Here is a 20551-nt window from a genome sequence, read left to right as displayed (position 1 = left end):
TAATGAACTATTTGTTTTTGCACAAGTGGTAGTCCGTTTTCTAATTGTATTAAGGTGAGAATTAATTTCAATTTTTTAATTTTATCTATTATACTTAATATAATGATTAATAAGATTTCAATTTAATGCGAAGGGGATGCTTGGGGGAAGATGTTAAGAAGTTTACGATTAAAAATTGCGGTAGTGTTTTCAGTTCTTATTTCTATGATGTTCGTAATATTGGGTACAGCTGTGTATCAATTACAGAAAGAAAAGGAAGTGCGTTCCTTAGACGAGTATTCTCAAAATGCGATGGATCTTGTGACAGAGCAACTTACGACATTTGTTCAAAGAACGGATGAAGATATGGGGTATTACGCGAACAGTGAGATGATTCGTAATATGCTTCAAGGTGGGGTTACTCCAGAAGAGGAAGCGTTTTTAACGAAAGAGTTTGCAGAGTATAAAAAGAATCATCCTGGTATTTTAGATTTATATATTGGTACGAAAGATAAAAAAACATTAAGTGCCAATCTTGCTGAAGGTGGGCAAGTGCCAGAAGGATACGATCCAACGACAAGACCATGGTATAAAGATTCAGAGGCTGATGTAAAAAAGGTCCATTGGGGACAACCTTCTTATGAAATTGCAACAGGAAAGTTAAGTGTAGGTGTTTCTAAAGCAATTACAGCTCAAGATGGATCTGTATTAGGCGTTGTTGCGATGGATGTATCGCTTGGGACGATTCAGAAGTTGCTTCACAATATTCAATACAATAATGACGGAGAAATGTTTATTATAAATGATAAAAATATGGCTCTTGTTTATCCAGAAAAGATAGGGAAAGATGTTTCTAAAGAGCCACTTATAAAGAGCTTAAATAAAGAGGTAACAAAATATGCGGTCACTACAATAAAAGGTGAAGATGTAGTTGTTTATAGTCAATCATTTGATACGATGAAATGGACGATAGGAATCTTTTATCCGAAAGAAACGATCGATGGGCTATTAAATAGTACGAGAAATACAGTTATTATAATGGCATGTATTAGTTTATTAGTTGGAATCGTAGCTTCCTACTTGTTCTCAAGAAGATTAGCAAGACCACTGCAACTATTAAAGAATCACGTGCAAAAAGTAGCAGAAGGCGATTTAACGCTCCGAATGAAAGTGACAAGTAAAGATGAAGTTGGAGAGTTGACTAAGCACTTTAATGATATGGTTGAACAAATGAATGAAATGGTAAGTAAAATTAAAAACAGCGTATCAACGGTGCAACAATCAACGAATAGTTTACATTATTTAACGAACGAAACAGTAGCGGCTAGTAGAGAAGTTTCAGGAGCAATGGATGATGTGAGCGGAGGAGCTTCTACTCTTGCGAATAGTGTGGATGAAGTTTCAGCTCAGCTCGAGAATATGGCGGAGTCAGTGGAACAAATGAATAGCTCCGTTGGTGAAATAAAAGGAGTGGCTGGCAAAGCGGAAGAGGCATCTAAGCAAGGATTAAATACAATGAGGAATTTAATCCGTACGAGGGGACAATCATCTTCGATTGTTGTTCATACAGAAGAAGCATCGGATAAGTTAGAACAAAGAGTTGGATCGATTCAAAATGTTGTTGAGCTTATAAAAGGCATTTCGGATCAAACAAATTTACTTGCTTTAAATGCATCGATTGAAGCTGCCCGTGCAGGTGAGCAAGGTAAGGGATTTGCGGTTGTTGCTGAAGAGGTGCGGAAATTAGCAGAACAATCAAAAGAGGCAACCGGAGAAATCACAACGATGATTGGTGATGTACAATTAGAAGTAAAAAGGGTTGTAGAAGTTGTAAGTAAATTGAAAGACATTGCAGATGTGCAAAATAAAGTGACGACAGAGGCGGAAATGGAGTTCCGCACAATTATGTCAGTCGTAAATACGATTAGTACTTCAGTTGAAAAAATTGTAGAAGAGGTACATAACATAGGTTACGAGCAGGGGGAAATTACAGCGGTAATGCATACAATTGCTGGTACGAGTCAAGAAAGTGCAGCTGTTTCTGAAGAGGTACATGCTGCAACGGAATCACAGGTGAATCATTTAGAAAAGGTAGCTCACACGATGGAAAGTTTGACAGAACATATGAGAGATTTAGAAAGATTAGTCGAGCAGTTTAAAGTGGAAGAGTAACATATTAGTAAAATGATGAGGATTTCGGTAAAATAGACAATGGATATATAAGAAACAATTATAGGAGGAAGACTACTATGGCAATTGTTGATGTATCGATTATTCCAGTAGGAACAGGTAATCCAAGTGTTAGTGAATATGTAGCAGAAGTACAAAAGGTGCTAGAGAAAAATGCGGATCGCGTGAAGTATCAATTAACACCGATGAATACAATTATTGAAGGAGATCTTCCTGTCATTCTAGAAGTAATTCAACAAATGCATGAAGTTCCATATACGAAAGGTGCACAGCGTGTTGCAACAACAATTCGTATCGATGATCGTCGTGATAAAGTAAGCACGATGGAAAAGAAATTAAACTCTGTTCGATCAAAATTATAAGGAAAAGCAGCGATTTTCGCTGCTTTTTTCATATAGGAGGTAGATAAGATGAGTGAAAAGTTTAATGAACAATTTGACGGGTTACTAGAAAAATACACGGAACTATTACTTGGAGAGAGCAATGAAGAGAGAAAAGAACAGGTGCAGAAGTGGGCACTGTATTCTTACATAGCGAAGACGATGCCGGCTTTAGTGAAGCATTGGAATGAGACATATCCTGATGCGAAAGAAGAGATGGTACAGTTAATTACAGATATTAAAAGGCTGAATGAAGAGAAGCGAAATGAGCAATAAAAAAACTTGAGGGAAATATAATCGTAAGTTTTCTGTATTAATATCCTTATATAATTTACATGGAGTATAAAGGATTTTATAGGCATGTCGAATATTTTCGACATGCCTATTTTATGCCTATTAAACTCCATTTTTCTAAATGTCGAAAAATATTTCAGGTATATTTATAAGCAGAAATATAGGTTTTTAAATGTTTTTATAGTATTTTATAAATTATCTAAATAATTATTTGTATCCAATAATTTTAAACAATGATATAATTTTGAAGAGGGGTAAAAAACAGATAAATTACAGTCATAGGGGTGAATTACATGGAACAATTAATGCGAAATTCGTTTCTTTTCTTATCTAAAAATAAAGCGCTAACAAAACTGGCTAAAAAGTACGGTTTACGCTTTGGTGCAGGTCGCTTCGTCGCAGGGGAGACGATTGAATTAGCGACAGCTGCCATTCAACAATTAAATAAGCAAGGTCTTTGCGTAACAATCGATTATTTAGGTGAATTCGTTGATAATGAAGCGGAAGCAAATGAAATGGCTAACCAATCGATTGAAGCGATCCGTGCAATTGGAAGAGAAGGTCTTGATTCGCAGCTTTCTTTAAAGATGACTTCTATGGGATTAGATATCTCTGATGAAATCGTAATGAACAATATGCGCCGTATTTTAGAAGCGGCGAAAGAAAATGGTGTGTTTGTTACCATTGATATGGAAGACTATACACGCTGTGGTAAAACAATTGATATCTTTAAACAATTAAAATCTGAATACGATAATATTGGTACTGTTATTCAAGCTTACCTATATCGTACAGAAAAAGATATTGAAGATTTAAATGCTTATAATCCGAATTTACGTCTTGTAAAAGGTGCTTATAAAGAACCTGAAGAAGTGGCGTTCCCAGACAAGAAAGATGTAGATGACAATTATAAAAAAATTATTAAAATGCACTTATTAAATGGAAATTATACTGCAATTGCTTCACATGACGAAGCGATTATTGAATATACAAAAAAACTTGCTGAAGAACACAATATTCCAAGGGATCAATTTGAATTCCAAATGTTATATGGTATTCGTAATGAGCGTCAACTTGAGCTAGTAAAAGAAGGATACAAAATGCGTGTTTACGTACCTTATGGAAACGACTGGTATGGATATTTCATGCGTCGTTTAGCAGAACGTCCAGCAAACGTTGCGTTCGTATTAAAAGGTATGGTTAAAAAATAACCAAGGAGAAAATACTCCTTGGTTATTTTAATTGCTGAAATGCATAATGTGCCATTTTCTTCGTATCAGGATATAGTTGCGCACGAGTAGAAGATAATACGACGTTAATGACGCGTTTACCGTCTTTTTCATCCACTGTTACGACTGTATATTTGCCAAGTGCTGATAGACCGCTTTTACTTCCAATCGCATATGGATCATCATATAGTTCTTCTCGTCCGTAGTTTGCGATGTTTGGAGAGCGTTCTGAAGTATGTAGAGTTGTACGTGTTGAATTCATATATTCTAAAACAACTGGATACTTTAATGCTTCTTTCGTAATAATAGCAATGTCATATGGCGATACTTTATTTCCAAGTGCATCAGCACCACTTGCGTTCTTGAAAGTCGCATGCTTTGTACCGAGTTCCTTCGCTCTAGCATTCATCATTTTCACAAATTCATTTTTTGATCCTGCGATATGTTCTGCAATTGATTCAGCTATTGGATCTGCACTAATGATAAGCATAAGTTTTAATGCCTCATCACGCTTTAATTTTTCTCCAGCACGAAGTTTAATTTTCTTACTTTGACTTTCTGTTTTAATTGCGTTTTCTGTAACTGTAATTTCTTCATCTTCTTTTACATTCTCTAGTAAAAGAAGGGTTGTCATCATTTTGGCTATACTAGCCGGATAAGAGCGTTCGTCTTCACGTTTCCCATACAAAATTTCACCTGTGTCTGCATCGATTGTAACTCCGTATTGCCCAGTAATATTAGGTTGATCAGCTCTTACAGATTGTTGCCTTTGTGCATAAGAGAAGAAAATCATCCCTGTAAATAGTGTGGCAATCATTACAATCATAACTATTGTTCGTTTCATTATAATTCCCTCATTTGTTACAAATAAATTGGGCAGAAAAAGCAGCCATTAATCATTATGCCACGTTCTCTGCCCAAAAATATAGCGTTATTTTTCGCCCATATTATGCTTTTTATATTGTTGGTTATTACCTTGACGTCCTTTTTCCACGCCGTGGTTATGCGGACCTGCGTTTCCAGTTACACTAGCTGCACTAATTCCAGCCTTTGAAGGGTTCTTCTTAAGTTTTGCCATATATATTCCTCCAGTTTCGTCAGATTATAAAAAGGGAAAGTGTATTTTAGTGAAGAAAATACATATATAGCATGGCCAAATGAAAGAAAAATATTTATTTCAGAAAATTTTATCAATAAATATATTGCGAAAATTTAAACAGTATCATATATTTATTAGTAGAGGCTCACTCATTGATTGCGACTTATGTCGAAAAATTGAATGAGCATTCATTCAAGAATAGGGGGAGAATTGGATGTTCCAAATTAAAAAGGCTGCTGTTCTAGGTTCAGGCGTAATGGGTTCGGGAATTGCGGCACACTTAGCTAATATTGGTATTCCGACATTATTGCTTGATATTGTACCACCTGCGCTTACGAAAGAAGAAGAAGCGAAGGGACTTACATTAGAACATAAAAGTGTGAGAAATCGTTTTAGTAATACGGCTGTGCAAAAACTATTAAAGCAAAAACCAGCTCCTCTGACAGTGAAAGGAAATCTAGCACTGATTGAAGCAGGTAACTTAGAAGATGATCTTGAGCGTCTAGCTGATGTAGATTGGATTATTGAAGTAGTAGTTGAAAACTTAGATATTAAAAAGAAATTATTTGAAAAAGTAGACGCTGTTCGTAAACCGGGCTCAATTGTAAGCTCGAATACGTCAGGCATTTCAGTTGAAAAAATGGCAGAAGGTCGTTCAGACGACTTCCAGAAACACTTCTTAGGCACACACTTTTTTAACCCACCACGATATTTAAAACTTCTAGAGGTAATACCGACGAAAGAAACAGATCCACAAGTATTAAGCTTCATGAAACTATTTGGCGAAGACGTTCTTGGAAAAGGCGTTGTTATCGCAAAAGATACACCAAACTTTATTGGAAACCGCATCGGTACGTACGGTTTACTTGTTACTCTTCAAGAGATGGTAAAACGCGGCTATAGCATTGGGGAAGTTGATTCTGTAACAGGCCCACTTATTGGTCGTCCGAAGAGCGCAACGTTCCGCACATTAGATGTTGTCGGTTTAGATACATTCGTACACGTTGCAAATAACGTATATGAAAATGTGCAAGAAGAAGAGCGTGATGTATTTAAAGTACCAGCTTTCATGCATGACATGCTTGATAAAAAATGGCTTGGAAGCAAAACAGGTCAAGGCTTCTTCTTAAAACAAGGAAAAGAAATTTTAGAATTAAATCCTGAAACGATGGAATATGAAGCGCGTAAAAAATTAAAAGCTGCATCCGTAGAGTTAAGTAAACAAGAAAAAGGATTAGCGAATAAATTGAAAGCGCTTGTATACGCAAAAGACCGCGCAGGAGAGTTGTTATGGAACATCATTACACCAACTCTTTTATACTCTGCAAAACTTCATAAAGAAATTGCTGACGATATCGTTGCAATTGACCAAGCGATGAAGTGGGGCTTCGGCTGGGAGCAAGGACCGTTTGAAGTGTGGGATGCAATCGGCGTTGAAAAATCTGTTCAAAAGATGGAAGAAAACGGCGTAGTTGTTCCTACTTGGGTGAAAGAAATGTTAGAGAAAGGTTTCACTACTTTCTATAAACATGATAACGGCGATAGCTACTATTACGATAATGGCGAATATAAGCTAATCGAGCGTAATAAAAAAGCAATTTCTCTTAAGCAATTAAAAGCGAAAAATGGTGTATTAAAGAAAAATAGCGGAGCGAGCTTAATTGATTTAGGCGACGGTATCCTTTGCTTAGAGTTCCATTCGAAGAGCAATGCAATCGGTATGGATATTACGCAAATGATTAACTACGCTGTTGATGAAGTAGAAAAGAATTATAAAGGTCTTGTTATCGGTAACCAATCGAAGAACTTCTGCGTTGGTGCGAACCTAGCAATGATCTTAATGGAAGCACAAGACGACAACTACTTTGAAATTGAGTGGGTTGTGAAAAACTTCCAAGATGCAATGACGAAAATTAAGTACTCTTCTAAGCCAGTTGTAGCAGCACCATATGGTATGACGCTTGGCGGAGGTACAGAAGTTTGCTTACCAGCAGCGAGCATTCAAGCTTCTAGTGAAACGTATATGGGCTTAGTAGAAGTTGGTGTTGGCTTAATCCCTGGCGGAGGCGGTAATAAAGAGCTATACATTAAACACTTAAACAAAATGGCAAACGGTGTAGAGTTTGATCTGCAAAAAGTTGCAAATAAAGTGTTCGAAACAGTCGCAATGGCGAAAGTTTCAACTTCAGGACAAGAAGCAGTTTCTCATAACTTCTTAGGTGATAAAGATGGTATTAGTGTGAATGGTGATCACTTACTATACGATGCGAAACAGAAAGCACTTGCTTTATATGAAGCTGGTTATAAAGCGCCGATCCGTAAAAAGATACCAGTTGTTGGGGAAACAGGATATGCAACTCTTGCACTTGGTGCGGAAGCAATGCATTTATCTGGTTACATTTCAGAGTACGATCTTCACATTGCTAAGAAACTTGCATATGTCATTGCGGGCGGAAAAGTGCCGTACGGAACAGAAGTTGATGAGCAATATTTATTAGATGTAGAACGTGAAGCATTTATTAGCTTAGTAAGTGAGATGAAATCACAAGCAAGAATGCAGCACATGCTTGTAAAAGGAAAGCCATTACGTAACTAATAACGAGGGGAGATATCGTTCATGAGAGAAGCTGTCATTGTTGCGGGAGCAAGAACACCAATTGGAAAAGCAAAGAGGGGTTCGTTAAAAACAGTTCGTCCTGACGATCTAGGGGCGTTAGTAGTAAAGGAAACGTTAAAGCGTGCAAATTATGAAGGACCAATCGATGATTTAATTTTCGGTTGTGCGATGCCAGAAGCAGAGCAAGGTTTAAATATGGCTCGTAATATCGGCGGATTAGCAGGACTTTCTTACGATGTTCCAGCTATTACGATTAACCGTTACTGTTCTTCAGGTTTACAAAGTATCGCTTACGGAGCTGAGCGTATTATGCTTGGTCACTCTGAAGCTGTATTATCAGGCGGAGCAGAATCAATGAGTTTAGTTCCAATGATGGGACACGTTGTTCGTCCGAATAGTCGCCTTGTAGAAGCGGCTCCAGAATATTATATGGGTATGGGACATACAGCAGAGCAAGTTGCTGTGAAATATGGAATTTCTCGTGAAGAGCAAGATGCATTTGCAGTAAGAAGTCATCAACGCGCTGCGAAAGCATTAGCTGCAGGAAACTTTGCTGATGAAACAGTATCTGTAGATGTGACGTTACGCTCGGTTGGATCAAACAATAAACTGCAAGAAGAAACAATCACTTTCGCACAAGACGAAGGTGTAAGAGCAGAGACAACGCTAGACATTTTAGGGAAATTACGTCCAGCATTTAACGTTCGCGGTTCTGTAACAGCTGGTAACTCTTCACAAATGAGTGATGGTGCAGCATCTGTACTATTAATGGATCGCGAAAAAGCAGTGAGCGATGGCATGAAGCCACTCGCGAAATTCCGTTCATTTGCAGTAGCTGGCGTACCACCAGAAGTAATGGGAATCGGTCCAATCGCTGCAATTCCGAAAGCGTTAAAACTAGCTGGTTTAGAGCTATCTGATATCGGCCTATTCGAACTAAATGAAGCATTCGCTTCACAATCAATCCAAGTTATTCGTGAACTTGGTTTAGATGAAGAAAAAGTAAACGTAAACGGTGGTGCAATCGCACTTGGACATCCACTTGGCTGTACAGGAGCAAAACTAACACTATCTCTTATTCACGAAATGAAACGCCGCAACGAACAATTCGGTATCGTAACAATGTGTATCGGCGGCGGAATGGGAGCAGCGGGAGTATTTGAATTACTATAAAAAAAGTGGAATCGGCTTGTTCAGAATGTGAGGGGGATGGAGCTTCAGACGTAGAGGCGCTCTTTGCCTCGTAGGAAGAAGCGAAGCCACCGAACATTCTAGCCGCTGGAACTGGACTATAAAAAAAGTGGAAGTGGCTTGCTCAGAACAGGAGGGCGTTGGAAGCCCTGACGAAGAGGCGCTTTTTGCCTCAAAGGAAGGGGTGAAACGACCGACTGTTCTAGCCACTGAAACTGGATTATAAAAAAAGAATGGAAGCAACAAAGGTTTATAAAAACAAAAGGGAGAGCCAGCTTCTTTCAAAAAGAGAGAAGCGGCTCATGAAAATATGAAGGAGGAAATTTTCATGGAAAAAACAGTAGGAAATGCGGTTAAAGGCGGTAGCTTTTTAGTAGATGAGATTACGATTGATCAAGTGTTTACGCCAGAAGATTTTTCATCTGAGCATAAAATGATTGCTAAAACGACAGAGGACTTTATCGTAAATGAAGTTCTTCCAGAGCTTGAATATTTAGAGCAACATGAGTTTGATCGTTCAGTTCGTCTTTTAAAAGAAGCTGGAGAACTTGGTTTATTAGGCGCTGACGTACCAGAAGAGTACGGCGGAATTGGTCTTGATAAAGTAAGCTCAGCGTTAATCGCAGAGAAATTCTCTCGCGCTGGTGGTTTTGCAATTACTCACGGTGCTCACGTAGGTATCGGATCTTTACCAATCGTATTATTCGGTAACGAAGAGCAAAAGAAAAAGTATTTACCATTACTTGCAACTGGTGAAAAATTAGCTGCATACGCATTAACAGAGCCAGGTTCAGGATCTGACGCATTAGGCGCAAAAACAACTGCACGTTTAAATGCAGAAGGTACACATTACGTATTAAACGGTGAAAAACAATGGATTACAAACTCTGCATTCGCTGACGTATTCGTTGTATATGCAAAAATAGATGGCGAGCACTTCTCAGCATTTATTGTAGAGAAAGACTACGCTGGCGTATCTACAAGCCCAGAAGAAAAGAAAATGGGTATTAAATGTTCTTCAACTCGTACGTTAATTTTAGAAGATGCGTTAGTACCGAAAGAAAACTTACTTGGTGAAATCGGTAAAGGTCATATTATCGCATTCAACATTTTAAATATCGGTCGTTATAAATTAGGTGTTGGTACAGTTGGATCTGCGAAACGTGCAGTAGAAATTTCAGCACAATATGCAAACCAACGTCAACAGTTCAAACAACCAATCGCTCGCTTCCCATTAATTCAAGAGAAACTTGCGAATATGGCAGCAAAAACATATGCAGCTGAAAGCTCTGTATATCGTACAGTAGGTTTATTCGAAAGCCGCATGAGCACATTATCTGAAGAAGAAGTAAAAGACGGTAAAGCAGTAGCAGCTTCTATCGCTGAATATGCAATCGAGTGCTCTTTAAACAAAGTATTCGGTTCTGAAGTATTAGACTATACAGTAGATGAAGGTGTTCAAATTCACGGTGGTTACGGATTTATGGCAGAATACGAGATTGAAAGAATGTACCGTGATTCTCGTATTAACCGTATTTTTGAAGGAACGAACGAAATTAACCGCCTAATCGTACCAGGTACGTTCTTACGTAAAGCGATGAAAGGTGAATTACCACTTCTTCAAAAAGCACAAAAATTACAAGAAGAGTTAATGATGATGATGCCAGAAGAAGTGGGTGATGAGCCATTAGCACTTCAAAAATATTTAGTAAGTAACGCGAAGAAAATCGGCTTAATGGTAGCTGGATTAGCAGCTCAAAAATATGGTAAAGCATTAGATAAAGAGCAAGAAATTCTTGTGAATATCGCTGACATCGTAAGCAACCTATACGCAATGGAATCAGCTGTTCTTCGTACAGAAAAAGCGATCAAAACAACTGGTCTTGAAAAGAATAAACAAAAAGTGTTATACACTGAAGTATTCTGCCAAGAAGCATTCAACGAAATTGAAGCAGATGCGAAAGAAACACTTATCGCAGTTGAAAACGGCGACATGCTGCGCATGATGTTATCATCATTACGTAAATTAACTCGCCACACACCACTTAACGTAATTCCGAAGAAACGTGAAATCGCTGCGAAAATTTTAGAAGATGAGCGTTACACAGTTTAATAGCTGTACAGAAAAGTAGTCGTATAAACGGCTGCTTTTCTTTTTTTTTGGAAAAAATGAAATTTTTAGTGACATAAAACTAATGACATTAGTATAATAAAACTAATAGTATTAGTTTTCGTGAAAAGGGAGATGGAAATATGAGAATGATACATGAACAAACGGTATATCAATTGTCATTTTTGCCAAGAGTGTTTCCTGTGAATTGTTACTTTGTGGAGGAAGAAGATGGTTTAACTTTAATTGATGCGGCTTTGCCATATAGCGCAAAAAGTATTTTACAGGCGGCTGAGAAAATAGGAAAACGAATTACTAAGATTGTATTAACACATGCGCATGATGATCACATAGGTGCATTAGACGCATTAAAGGAAGTACTCCCTCATGTTCCAGTCTATATTTCTAAGCGGGACGCAAAGCTGTTAGAAGGAGATACGACGTTACAAAAGGATGAACCAAATATACCGATAAAAGGCGGTGTACCTAAAAAGGTAAAAACGGTACCTGATGTTTTATTAGAAGATGGCGACCGAGTTGGATCGCTTCTTGCGATTATGACACCGGGACATACGCCAGGATCCATGTCGTTTCTTGATGTACGAAATAAAGCTCTTATTGTTGGGGATGCATTTCAAACAAGAGGAGGTATGGCTGTTTCGGGACAAATGAAATTTTGGTTTCCGTTTCCTGCGATGGCAACGTGGAGTAAAGAAATATCAGTACAAAGTGCAGAGAAGTTAAGCGAATATGAGCCTTCCTTGCTTGCGGCAGGACATGGGAAAATGATAAAGAATCCAGGCACTGCCATAGAGCTTGCTATTAAGGAAGCGAAACGGAATATAGAAAGTAAGAAAGAGGGTTAATTTATGTCACCGAGAATCGGACTTACATTACAGAAAATTGTAGAAACAGCTGCAGAAATTGCAGATGCAAATGGAATACAAGAAGTGACATTAGCTTCATTAGCGCAAAGGTTAGGGATACGTTCGCCCTCACTATATAATCATGTAAAAGGGTTACAAGATGTACGGAAAAATCTTGGTATTTACGGAATCAAACAGCTGCATAACAAACTGGAAGAAGCGGCCGAGGATAAACGTATGGATGAAGCAATTCATGCATTAGGAGAAGCGTATGTAGCATTTGTCCGAAAACATCCTGGACTATATGAAGCAACTTTTTTACGAGATGAAGAAGTAAGAAAAGCAGGTGACGGAATTGTAAAGCTTTGTCTTCAAGTATTACAACAGTATGGCTTAGAAGGAGAGAATGCACTTCATGCGACACGCGGATTCAGAAGTATTTGTCATGGATTTGCTTCGATTGAACAGCAAGGCGGATTTGGTTTGCCGTTAGATCTGGATACAAGTTTACATGTATTATTGGAAACGTTTATTAAAGGGTTACGTGAATAAGAAGCGAGGCAAACAAAAACCTTAGAAGTGATTCTAAGGTTTTTTAGTGCATATGATTCGAAAAGAGCGGTAGGCTTTTTCTCATTACATGATATTATTTAGCAGGTTTGAAAAATGTGTATATAGCTACGGAAAGGCAAACGAAAATAAAAGCAATAGGATCTTGATATGGACTAGGCTCAGAGCCCTTCTGGATTTCTGTAAGGAAGTCATGTGTTTTCATGTTCATTGCTCCTTTAACTAATAAGTTTTATATGATGCGAGGGTTATAGTGGATAGGGAGTATTTTTTGAAATTTCATATAATAATTATTGCATAGCAATTCTATTCCTAAAACTATAAAATATAAAGTTTTCATAATATGTAAAATTCCATATATTTTGTATGCACGTGAAAAAGTTAATTCATGTATACAATCAAAAAATAGCTAAATACTAACAGTGAACGAATAAAGAAAGGTAGGAGTATTCCATGCAAAATTTAACAGAGCTTGAAGTAGAAAACTTACGTCATTTAATTGGTGGACACGCAACAATTATTAACAAGTTGGAGCAGTATGCACAGACGTGTACAGATCCACAACTGAAACAAATGCTACAAAAAGATGCGCAAGATGCACGAAATACGAAACAGCAATTAATGACTTTCCTAGGATAGGAGGAAGAGAAAGATGAATGAAAAAGATATGGTAAATGATTATTTAGCAGGATTGAATGCAAGTTTAACAAGCTATGCAAATTATATTGCTCAGTCTGATAATGAACAGTTACATCAAACGTTAATTCAAATTCGTAATCAAGATGAGATGCGCCAACGTAATATGTATGAGTACGCAAAGCAAAAGAGTTATTACAAACCGGCAGCACCTGCTAATCCAATGATTGTGCAGCAATTAAAAAGTCAATTAAGTGCGGAATAACGGGATGACAAAAAACGGGCGAATGAAGTCGCTCGTTTTTTGTTTTGAGCATGTCAATAAATATAAAATAAATATTTTTCCAGTTGTAACAAATATGACGAAAATGGAATATAACAATTCACAAAAAGGACAAATGATTTGTTCAATATTTCACAAAGTATCCATGGTTTCTATCGTGGGAACCTCTATAATTAGGAGTGTAAAGAGCAAAAGAAATAGATTATATGATCAATTAGGAGAGATTGCTATGAAAAGACATACAAGAAAAATTGCAATTATCGGTACTGGATTAGTTGGATCAAGTTGTGCGTATTCCATTGTAAATCAAGGAATTTGCGAAGAGCTATTATTAATTGATATAAATCATGAACGTGCAGTTGGGGAAGCGATGGATTTATCACATTGCATTAACTTTACAAATACAAGAACAAAAGTATATGCAGGAAGCTATGAAGACTGCAAAGATATGGACATTGTTATTATTACAGCAGGGCCAGCACCAAAACCTGGACAAAGTCGCTTAGATACTTTAGGAGCGAGTGCGAAGATTATGGAAAGTGTTGTTGGCGGCGTAATGGAAAGTGGATTTGATGGTATTTTCTTACTTGCATCGAACCCAGTTGATATTATTACATATGAAGTGTGGAAATTATCTGGATTACCTAGAAATCGCGTAATCGGTACTGGTACATCATTAGATTCTTCTCGCTTAAGAACAATTTTATCTGAAATGCTACATGTAGACCCTCGTAGTATCCATGGGTATTCATTAGGAGAACATGGTGATTCTCAAATGGTTGCTTGGTCTCATGTAACTGTTGGTGGAAAGCCAGTTCTGCAAATTTTAGAAGAACAAAAAGAACGATTTGGTGAAATAGATTTAGATGAAATTGTTGAGAAGACTGCAAAAGCTGGCTGGGAAATTTATAAACGAAAAGGTACTACTTATTACGGAATTGGAAATTCTCTAGCATATATTGCGAGTTCAATCTTTAATGATGATCACCGTGTTATTGCTGTATCAGCCATTTTAGATGGTGAGTACGGTGAATATGATATTTGTACAGGAGTACCTGCTATTATTACTAGAGACGGTATAAGAGAAGTTGTAGAACTCAATTTAACAGAGGATGAAGAATCTCGATTCGCAAAATCAAACGATATTTTACGTGATTATATGAAAACAATTGGTTACTAACTTATAGAAGAAGGTGAAACGAATGAAGGAATATATAATGTCTCGTGTATTTAAAGCATCTGCTGGAATCGCACAAGGTATTTTCGTATCCCTCGGAATTGGTTTACTGATCGAAAATATAGGAAGAATTGTTGATATACCATTACTTATTACAATCGGAGTTGTTGCAAAATCCCTTATGGCACCGGCGATTGGTGCCGGCATTGCTTTTATGCTCGGTGCAAACGGTCTTGTAATCTTCTCGGCGATGGTAGCCGGAGCAATTGGTGCCGGATCCATTTCAATTACTGAAGCTGGTCTAATTATTAAAACAGGTGAGCCAATCGGTGCATTATTAACAGCAACTTTAGCTGTATATATTGGTAAACGTTTAAGCGGAAAAACTGCGTTAGATATGATGCTCGTTCCATTTGCAGCAATATTAGGTTCTGGTTTAGTTGGTATTTGGTTATCTCATAATATTACTCCTGTTTTAAATGCAGTTGGAGCGTTTATTAAAGATAGCTCAGCTGGTAGTCCGTTTATTGCTTCTATCGTCATTGCAGTAGTTTGGGGACTATTACTTATCTCTCCAGCTTCATCAGCTGCGTTAGCAATTGCACTTAGCTTAGACGGTGTTGCAGGTGGTGCTGCTCTTGCCGGATGCGTCGCTCAGTTTATCGGATTCTCTGTCATCTCAGCGAAAGAAAACAATTTAGGTGGCATATTAGCTCAAGCACTTTGTACTCCGAAAGTACAGTTGCCAAATATCACTAAAAACCCAATGATTCTCGTTCCAACTGTCGTCGCCAGTGCTATAGTCGGTCCAGTATCAGCATTAATTTTCCAACTGGAAGCAGGAAAGGAAATTGCAGGTCTTGGATTAAGTTCTCTTATCGCACCAATTAATTTAATTTCCAGCCAAGGGTGGGAAGTTCTCCCGGCGATGGTAATTACTTATATCGTCATTCCAGTAGCTGTTTCTTATATACTTTACATTGCTCTTAAAAAAGCAGGTCGTATTCACTCTGGTGATATGACTGTACCGCAATCTTAAGTTGAAAATCTCCTTACTAATAGATAAAAGCAGACTGAGAAGCCACAGTCTGCTTTTTTGTCATGCTACATTCTATGATTTTGTTTTACTGGAACTCTTATCGGTTCTTTGGCCAATAAGAGCTGAACGCCGAAGTAAAGTATACTTGCAAGCGTCATTCCAGAAACGGCATCTACAAAGGCATGCTGCTTCGTAAATAGCGTTGATAAAATAATAAGTGTACCGAAGAAAGTAAGGATGTAATATTCACAAGCATGCTGTTCTCTACGCTTAAAGGCAGCTAACATAATTACAAATGTAGTAAGAACGTGAATGCTAGGGAAACAGTTTACAGGTTGATCGATACTATAAATATAGCGAACTAGTTCAGAAAATACATCTGTCCCAACGACAGTCGGACGCGGTACAGTTGTTTGCCAAAAATAATAAATAGAAAAACAAGCAAGCTTTCCAAAAATAATACTACTTAAAGTGACATAATATTGCTTTCGGTCTGCAAAGCAGTAATAAATAAGTGCGCCGTATAAGTATGGAAACCAAAGTAAATAAGGAATAATAAATGCTTTTACAAATGGAATCCAATCATCTACTACAGTTGTAACGTCTACTGCGTGAACAGTCGATTTATTTAATACGTCGTAAAGGGGACTTACGAGTACGAGTAGAAGTATATAACTTAACGGAAGAAAAGATGAAAGTTTAAATTTCTTCATGTTGATCTCCTATGTTTAGTAATGTAAGTAAATTCAATTGATTATAATATAGAAACGTGAATTGGGCTATCGATTTTACTTACATTTTCTTGAATTAACCTTACGTTTTTGTCACTTGACTAAAAAGAAGGGAAGGGTGCTAAATGAAGCGTTTATCGTATTTCTTATTTTTTATATTGATATGCCTAGTCGGTGCTGGGTGTGCAAAGGATAAAGAAGGAGAGAAATTAGAATATAACGGAAGAGCACTCGTAATTGGAGTTGTTGGAGAAAAGCCGAAAGATACGTTTAGGAATGTAAAGTTTGAGGAAATGAAGTTAGAGGCACTGGAAAAGAAATCTAAGGAAGTGGATGGTTTTCTAATAATGAAAGATCACTTTCAAGAAGCCTCAACAGAGCAGTATAAAAATGTATTTTCATCGCTAAAGAAACCAGTGTTTTTTATCGGTTTACAAGATAAATCATATTCAATTTTTATTACAAAAGGGATAGAGTATAACAGTGCACGAAAAGATGTAAATGCGATGTATACGCAAGGTTTTGCGAATATCGGAAGTGGTGAAGGGCAACAATGGGCAATTGGTTTATCAAATGGTGGAAACACAGAAGAAAGTATTCATAATATGTATATCGTAGTATTTCAAACAATTGCAGATTATTTGAATAGATGATGAAGGAGCCTGTAAAAGAGGCTTCTTATTTTTTAAAATAAACGTTTGTTTAAGCTGTATGTTCGGTAGGAAGAAACCGATGTAACTCAAGGGTTAACAAAGAGAAATGGAGAATTAATCAAACGTTTGTTTAAGCTGTATGTTCGGTAGGAAGAAACTCCTGTAGTTCAAAGGTTAAGAAAGAAAAATGGAGAATTAATCAAACGCTTGTTTAAGATATATGTTTGGTGCAGAATCTAAAAAATTTATATATTTATTTTTTTCTTAACAAATGGCGGAAAAATAAGAAAAATTCGCAGGATTATTAAAAATTATCACGAAATAAGTAAAAGTTTAGCGAATAATGGTTTGAAATAATAAAACGTTTTCTATATGATAAAGGTAAAGGTTAGTAAAAAAGTAGGTGAATTTATGACAGTAACATTTTATTCATATCCAAAGTGTGGCACATGTCAAAAGGCAAAGAAATGGTTTGAGGCAAACGATGTAGCATATGAGATGATTCATATTGTTGAAAATCCACCATCAAAAGAAGATTTACGTAATTTACATGAAAAAAGTGAATTACCATTAAAAAAATTCTTTAATACAAGTGGAATGCGTTACCGTGAACTTGGTCTAAAAGATAAGTTGAAAGATGCAAGCGAAGACGAAATGTATGAGCTTTTAGCATCGGATGGCATGTTGATTAAACGTCCAATTGTAACAGATGGAACGAATGTAACACTTGGTTTTAACGAAGAGCAGTTTGAAAGTGTGTGGAAAAAGTACCAATAAGGTATTTTTACATAATTAATACATTCACTGGAGGTACAGTCATGAGCATTCCAAATAATTTACGTTACTCTGAAGAACACGAATGGGTAAAAACTGAAGGTAATGAAGTTGTTATCGGTATCACTCACTTTGCACAAGGTGAGCTAGGCGATATCGTATTCGTTGAACTTCCTGAAGTAGGTGCAACAATCGAAGCTGACGAGCCATTCGGAAGCGTAGAATCTGTTAAAACAGTTTCTGAGTTATACGCACCTGTAAGCGGTAAAGTTGTAGCAGTAAACGAAGAATTAAGTGACCAACCAGAACTTGTTAACGAATCTCCATACGAGGGTGCATGGATGGTTAAAGTTGAACTTTCTGATGCAAGCCAAGTTGAGAAGTTATTAACTGCAGAAAAATATGCAGAAATGACAAACCAAGACTAATTATAGTCGACTAAAGGACAGCCTTTGTGCTGTCCTTTTTTATTTTGTGTGAAATAATGAAATTCAAGTTATATGTAAATAAATAAGCTATTATGAGAAAAACTGTTTTGTGGTAAGGTTTCATAAGTCTTCACAATCTAAACGAGCCGCTTGCGCTTTTCATTGTCCAGCTCCAGCGGCTAGAACAGTCGGTCATTTCACTCCTTCACTTGAGGCAAAAGGCGCCTCTAGTTCAGGAGTTCGGGTGCCCTCCTGTTCTGAAAGAGCCGCTTGTGCTTTTCATTGTCCAGCTCCACCTCCTAGCCCTTCATGTCTAAGAACCTTCCGTACGAAGAAGACAAAAAGCGTCTTCTGTACGAAAGAACCTTAGCCAACAGGGCTAAACAGTCGGTTCTGCTTTTCTTTATGATCCAGCTCTAGCGGCTAGATTGTTCGGTGGCTTCGCTTCTTCCTGCAAGGCCAAAAGCGCCTTTACGTCAGAAGCTCCATCCCCCTCACAATCTGAATGATCCGCTTCCGCTTTTCTTTGTGATCCAGCTCCAGCGGCTAGAACAGTCGGTCATTTCACTCCTTCACTTGAGGCAAAAGGCGCCTCTAGTTTAGGAGTTCCAATGTCCTCTTGTTCTGAGCAAGCCGCTTCCGCTTTTCTTTTGCAAAAATAAACAGGAAACAACATGAAAATAACGAATATACTATATACTAAGTTCAATGTTATATAGTATATGGTGATCGGGTGATGACATATGATTTATGTAGAAAAAGTCATTATTGTAGAAGGTACATCAGATAGAAGAAAGATTGAATCTATTATTCGTGAACCGGTGGAAATTGTTTGTACAAATGGTACAATTGGTTTGTCGAAAATGGATGAGCTCGTTGATCAGTTTTTTGATAAGGAAGTGTATGTGCTAGTGGATGCTGATGATGCTGGAGAAAAGTTAAGGAAACAATTTCGAAAAGAATTTCCGCAAGCCGAGCATATCTATATTGATCGCTCGTACCGAGAAGTGGCAACTGCGCCATCTACACACTTAGCAAATGTATTATGGGGAGCCGACATTGACGTTTATACAGAATATTTACGGTAAGGAATGATAGAAGTGATTGATTGGACAGGAGCCGAAGCTACAGCCCTAATAGAGAACGAAGAAAAAACAGTATTATATGTATATACTCCAATGTGTGGAACATGCCAATTAGCAAAAAAGATGTTAACAGTCGTTGAGATGACAATTGAAGGCCTCAAAATTGGGATGTTAGATTTAAATTATGCTCCGTATTTAGCGAAAGAGTATGGGATTGAAAGTGTACCTTGTTTACTTGTTTTTGAAAATGGGACACTGATGAAGAAGATATACGCATTTCATTCGGTTGAATATTTATATACGGAATTAAAGTAGGCGGCAAAATTTTTGCCGCCTCGACATATTTCTTGGGAAATATGTCGAGATGCAGGGTGGATACAGTATTTGTCGAGCGAAAATAACAGGATTGCTCTTTAGTGAGAGGGAATGGTATGTAATAGAAAGTGATATGAAGGATGTGATTTAGGATGAGATTATATTCTTTGCTTCAATCATTTGTAAATTACGCTAATGGTCAATATCATTTAGAACCGCTTTTAAGACAAGAGGAAAAAACTGTTAATTTTCGTTTTGGAGATGAAAGTTGTTCGTTACAAATTTCAAGAGATTATATAGAGCTGGTACATGAGGAAAGAGGAACGGAACAAATCATTTGCTTAGATGAAAAGGATATAGAACAATTGGTGAATGGAAATGTACGATTGCAAATGTTAATGAACGATGGACGTGTACAATATTCGGGAACGTATCGAACGATGTTATTAGTGGAATCGATGTTTCATATATGTAAACCGATGTCAGTAGGTGCTTAAAATTCTGAAGTTTCATTTTTTGCGAAAATTTCTGTTGACATGGTGAGTGTATATTGATACAATTCAAGTCATAAAATATAGACAATTTAATAAATTTCAAATCAGACGAAAATTGAATCTGATTTCTCTTATCAAGAGAGGTGGAGGGACTGTGCCCTGTGAAGCCCGGCAACCGTCAACTTATGTTGAAATGGTGCCAATTCCTGCAAAGCGAATGCTTTGAGAGATGAGAGAGAGGGATAATGTTGTTATATACGCATATAAACCTTTCTGCTTCTCTAAAGCAGAAAGGTTTTTTTATTGTTTGAATGTGGAGGACATTCAAATAATAAGGGTAGTGATAACGGTGGACTACACACATTAAACATAAAAAATTGCGGAGTCGACCTAAAATCTTTATGAAATCTA

At 37.3% G+C, this 20551-nt stretch carries 22 protein-coding genes, 1 pseudogene and 1 riboswitch; of the genes and pseudogenes, 20 read left to right on the top strand and 3 right to left on the bottom strand.

The features are described from left to right. Positions 1-150: 150 nt before the first annotated feature. The 5 genes and pseudogenes from MHB52_RS36860 to MHB52_RS25880 form a co-directional block, all read left to right on the top strand. A pseudogene (locus MHB52_RS36860) lies at positions 151-1203 on the top strand (cache domain-containing protein); the annotation flags it as partial. Continuing rightward, complete coding sequence (locus MHB52_RS36855; protein WP_409193497.1) at positions 1198-2151, top strand: methyl-accepting chemotaxis protein; 954 nt, start codon at positions 1198-1200, stop codon at positions 2149-2151. The pseudogene MHB52_RS36860 and the gene MHB52_RS36855, both read left to right, overlap by 6 nt. Positions 2152-2228: 77 nt before the next feature. Beyond that, a complete protein-coding gene (locus tag MHB52_RS25890) occupies positions 2229-2531 on the top strand; it encodes an MTH1187 family thiamine-binding protein (protein ID WP_001018860.1) in 303 nt (100 codons plus the stop codon). A gap of 48 nt (positions 2532-2579) precedes the next feature. Then, positions 2580-2825, top strand: a complete 246-nt coding sequence (locus MHB52_RS25885; protein WP_001290594.1) for a YusU family protein — start codon at positions 2580-2582, stop codon at positions 2823-2825. 311 nt (positions 2826-3136) lie between these two features. Continuing rightward, the gene (locus tag MHB52_RS25880) at positions 3137-4054 is read left to right on the top strand and encodes a proline dehydrogenase family protein (protein WP_000436785.1); all 918 of its coding nucleotides are present in this window, start codon (positions 3137-3139) and stop codon (positions 4052-4054) included. A gap of 22 nt (positions 4055-4076) precedes the next feature. Here MHB52_RS25880 and MHB52_RS25875 read toward each other — a convergent pair whose 3' ends face one another. Both MHB52_RS25875 and MHB52_RS25870 read right to left on the bottom strand, forming a co-directional pair. Further along, the gene (locus MHB52_RS25875) at positions 4077-4916 is read right to left on the bottom strand and encodes a D-alanyl-D-alanine carboxypeptidase family protein (RefSeq protein ID WP_044794995.1); all 840 of its coding nucleotides are present in this window, start codon (positions 4914-4916) and stop codon (positions 4077-4079) included. 87 nt (positions 4917-5003) lie between these two features. Then, entirely contained in the window at positions 5004-5150 is a 147-nt protein-coding gene (locus tag MHB52_RS25870) for a YuzL family protein (protein WP_001096344.1), read from the bottom strand. 235 nt (positions 5151-5385) lie between these two features. Here MHB52_RS25870 and MHB52_RS25865 point away from each other — a divergent pair, with 235 nt between their 5' ends. The 9 genes from MHB52_RS25865 (at position 5386) to MHB52_RS25825 (ending at position 15660) form a co-directional block, all read left to right on the top strand. Next, on the top strand, positions 5386-7767 hold the full coding sequence (locus MHB52_RS25865) for a 3-hydroxyacyl-CoA dehydrogenase/enoyl-CoA hydratase family protein (RefSeq protein ID WP_000486375.1): 2382 nt from the start codon (positions 5386-5388) through the stop codon (positions 7765-7767). A gap of 21 nt (positions 7768-7788) precedes the next feature. Further along, positions 7789-8961, top strand: a complete 1173-nt coding sequence (locus tag MHB52_RS25860; protein ID WP_001206333.1) for an acetyl-CoA C-acetyltransferase — start codon at positions 7789-7791, stop codon at positions 8959-8961. A gap of 346 nt (positions 8962-9307) precedes the next feature. Beyond that, the gene (locus tag MHB52_RS25855; protein ID WP_000416290.1) at positions 9308-11092 is read left to right on the top strand and encodes an acyl-CoA dehydrogenase family protein; all 1785 of its coding nucleotides are present in this window, start codon (positions 9308-9310) and stop codon (positions 11090-11092) included. A 140-nt stretch (positions 11093-11232) separates the two neighbouring features. Continuing rightward, positions 11233-11955: an MBL fold metallo-hydrolase gene (locus MHB52_RS25850; RefSeq protein WP_001242350.1), complete on the top strand. Its 723-nt coding sequence runs from the start codon at positions 11233-11235 to the stop codon at positions 11953-11955. A 3-nt stretch (positions 11956-11958) separates the two neighbouring features. Next, positions 11959-12507: a TetR/AcrR family transcriptional regulator gene (locus MHB52_RS25845; protein ID WP_000074923.1), complete on the top strand. Its 549-nt coding sequence runs from the start codon at positions 11959-11961 to the stop codon at positions 12505-12507. A 471-nt stretch (positions 12508-12978) separates the two neighbouring features. After that, a complete protein-coding gene (locus MHB52_RS25840) occupies positions 12979-13164 on the top strand; it encodes a hypothetical protein (protein ID WP_001180555.1) in 186 nt (61 codons plus the stop codon). A gap of 13 nt (positions 13165-13177) precedes the next feature. Next, positions 13178-13426 carry a spore coat protein gene (locus MHB52_RS25835; protein WP_001002987.1) on the top strand — a complete coding sequence of 83 codons (249 nt, stop codon included), beginning with the start codon at positions 13178-13180 and terminating at the stop codon, positions 13424-13426. A gap of 247 nt (positions 13427-13673) precedes the next feature. Next, a complete protein-coding gene (locus MHB52_RS25830; RefSeq protein WP_000820652.1) occupies positions 13674-14624 on the top strand; it encodes an L-lactate dehydrogenase in 951 nt (316 codons plus the stop codon). Between the two features lie 22 nt (positions 14625-14646). Continuing rightward, the gene (locus MHB52_RS25825; RefSeq protein WP_000666172.1) at positions 14647-15660 is read left to right on the top strand and encodes a PTS transporter subunit IIC; all 1014 of its coding nucleotides are present in this window, start codon (positions 14647-14649) and stop codon (positions 15658-15660) included. Positions 15661-15725: 65 nt separating this feature from the next. On the opposite strand, the gene MHB52_RS25820 is transcribed toward MHB52_RS25825, so the two are convergent. Beyond that, positions 15726-16373: a phosphatase PAP2 family protein gene (locus MHB52_RS25820; protein ID WP_000713761.1), complete on the bottom strand. Its 648-nt coding sequence runs from the start codon at positions 16371-16373 to the stop codon at positions 15726-15728. Between the two features lie 143 nt (positions 16374-16516). On the opposite strand from MHB52_RS25820, the gene MHB52_RS25815 reads away from it, so the two are divergent. From MHB52_RS25815 to MHB52_RS25790, 6 genes are all read left to right on the top strand, one after another. After that, entirely contained in the window at positions 16517-17044 is a 528-nt protein-coding gene (locus MHB52_RS25815) for a hypothetical protein (RefSeq protein ID WP_000826876.1), read from the top strand. Positions 17045-17455: 411 nt separating this feature from the next. After that, the gene (locus MHB52_RS25810; protein ID WP_000218968.1) at positions 17456-17821 is read left to right on the top strand and encodes an arsenate reductase family protein; all 366 of its coding nucleotides are present in this window, start codon (positions 17456-17458) and stop codon (positions 17819-17821) included. 41 nt (positions 17822-17862) lie between these two features. Further along, entirely contained in the window at positions 17863-18246 is a 384-nt protein-coding gene (gene gcvH, locus MHB52_RS25805) for a glycine cleavage system protein GcvH (RefSeq protein WP_000026896.1), read from the top strand. 743 nt (positions 18247-18989) lie between these two features. After that, on the top strand, positions 18990-19334 hold the full coding sequence (locus MHB52_RS25800) for a toprim domain-containing protein (protein WP_000640870.1): 345 nt from the start codon (positions 18990-18992) through the stop codon (positions 19332-19334). 3 nt (positions 19335-19337) lie between these two features. Further along, positions 19338-19646 (top strand): thioredoxin family protein, encoded by a 309-nt coding sequence (locus MHB52_RS25795; protein ID WP_002062684.1) that lies wholly within the window; start codon positions 19338-19340, stop codon positions 19644-19646. A 152-nt stretch (positions 19647-19798) separates the two neighbouring features. Next, a complete protein-coding gene (locus tag MHB52_RS25790; RefSeq protein ID WP_001242139.1) occupies positions 19799-20143 on the top strand; it encodes a hypothetical protein in 345 nt (114 codons plus the stop codon). A 125-nt stretch (positions 20144-20268) separates the two neighbouring features. Then, positions 20269-20376: riboswitch (SAM riboswitch) on the top strand. The last annotated feature ends 175 nt before the right edge of the window (positions 20377-20551 follow it).

Origin of the sequence: Bacillus sp. FSL K6-0073, assembly GCF_038006085.1 — a bacterium.
Lineage (GTDB): Bacteria > Bacillota > Bacilli > Bacillales > Bacillaceae_G > Bacillus_A > Bacillus_A cereus.
The sequence above is the reverse complement of the archived record's forward strand: the minus strand, read 5'-3'. Positions and strand labels throughout refer to the sequence as shown.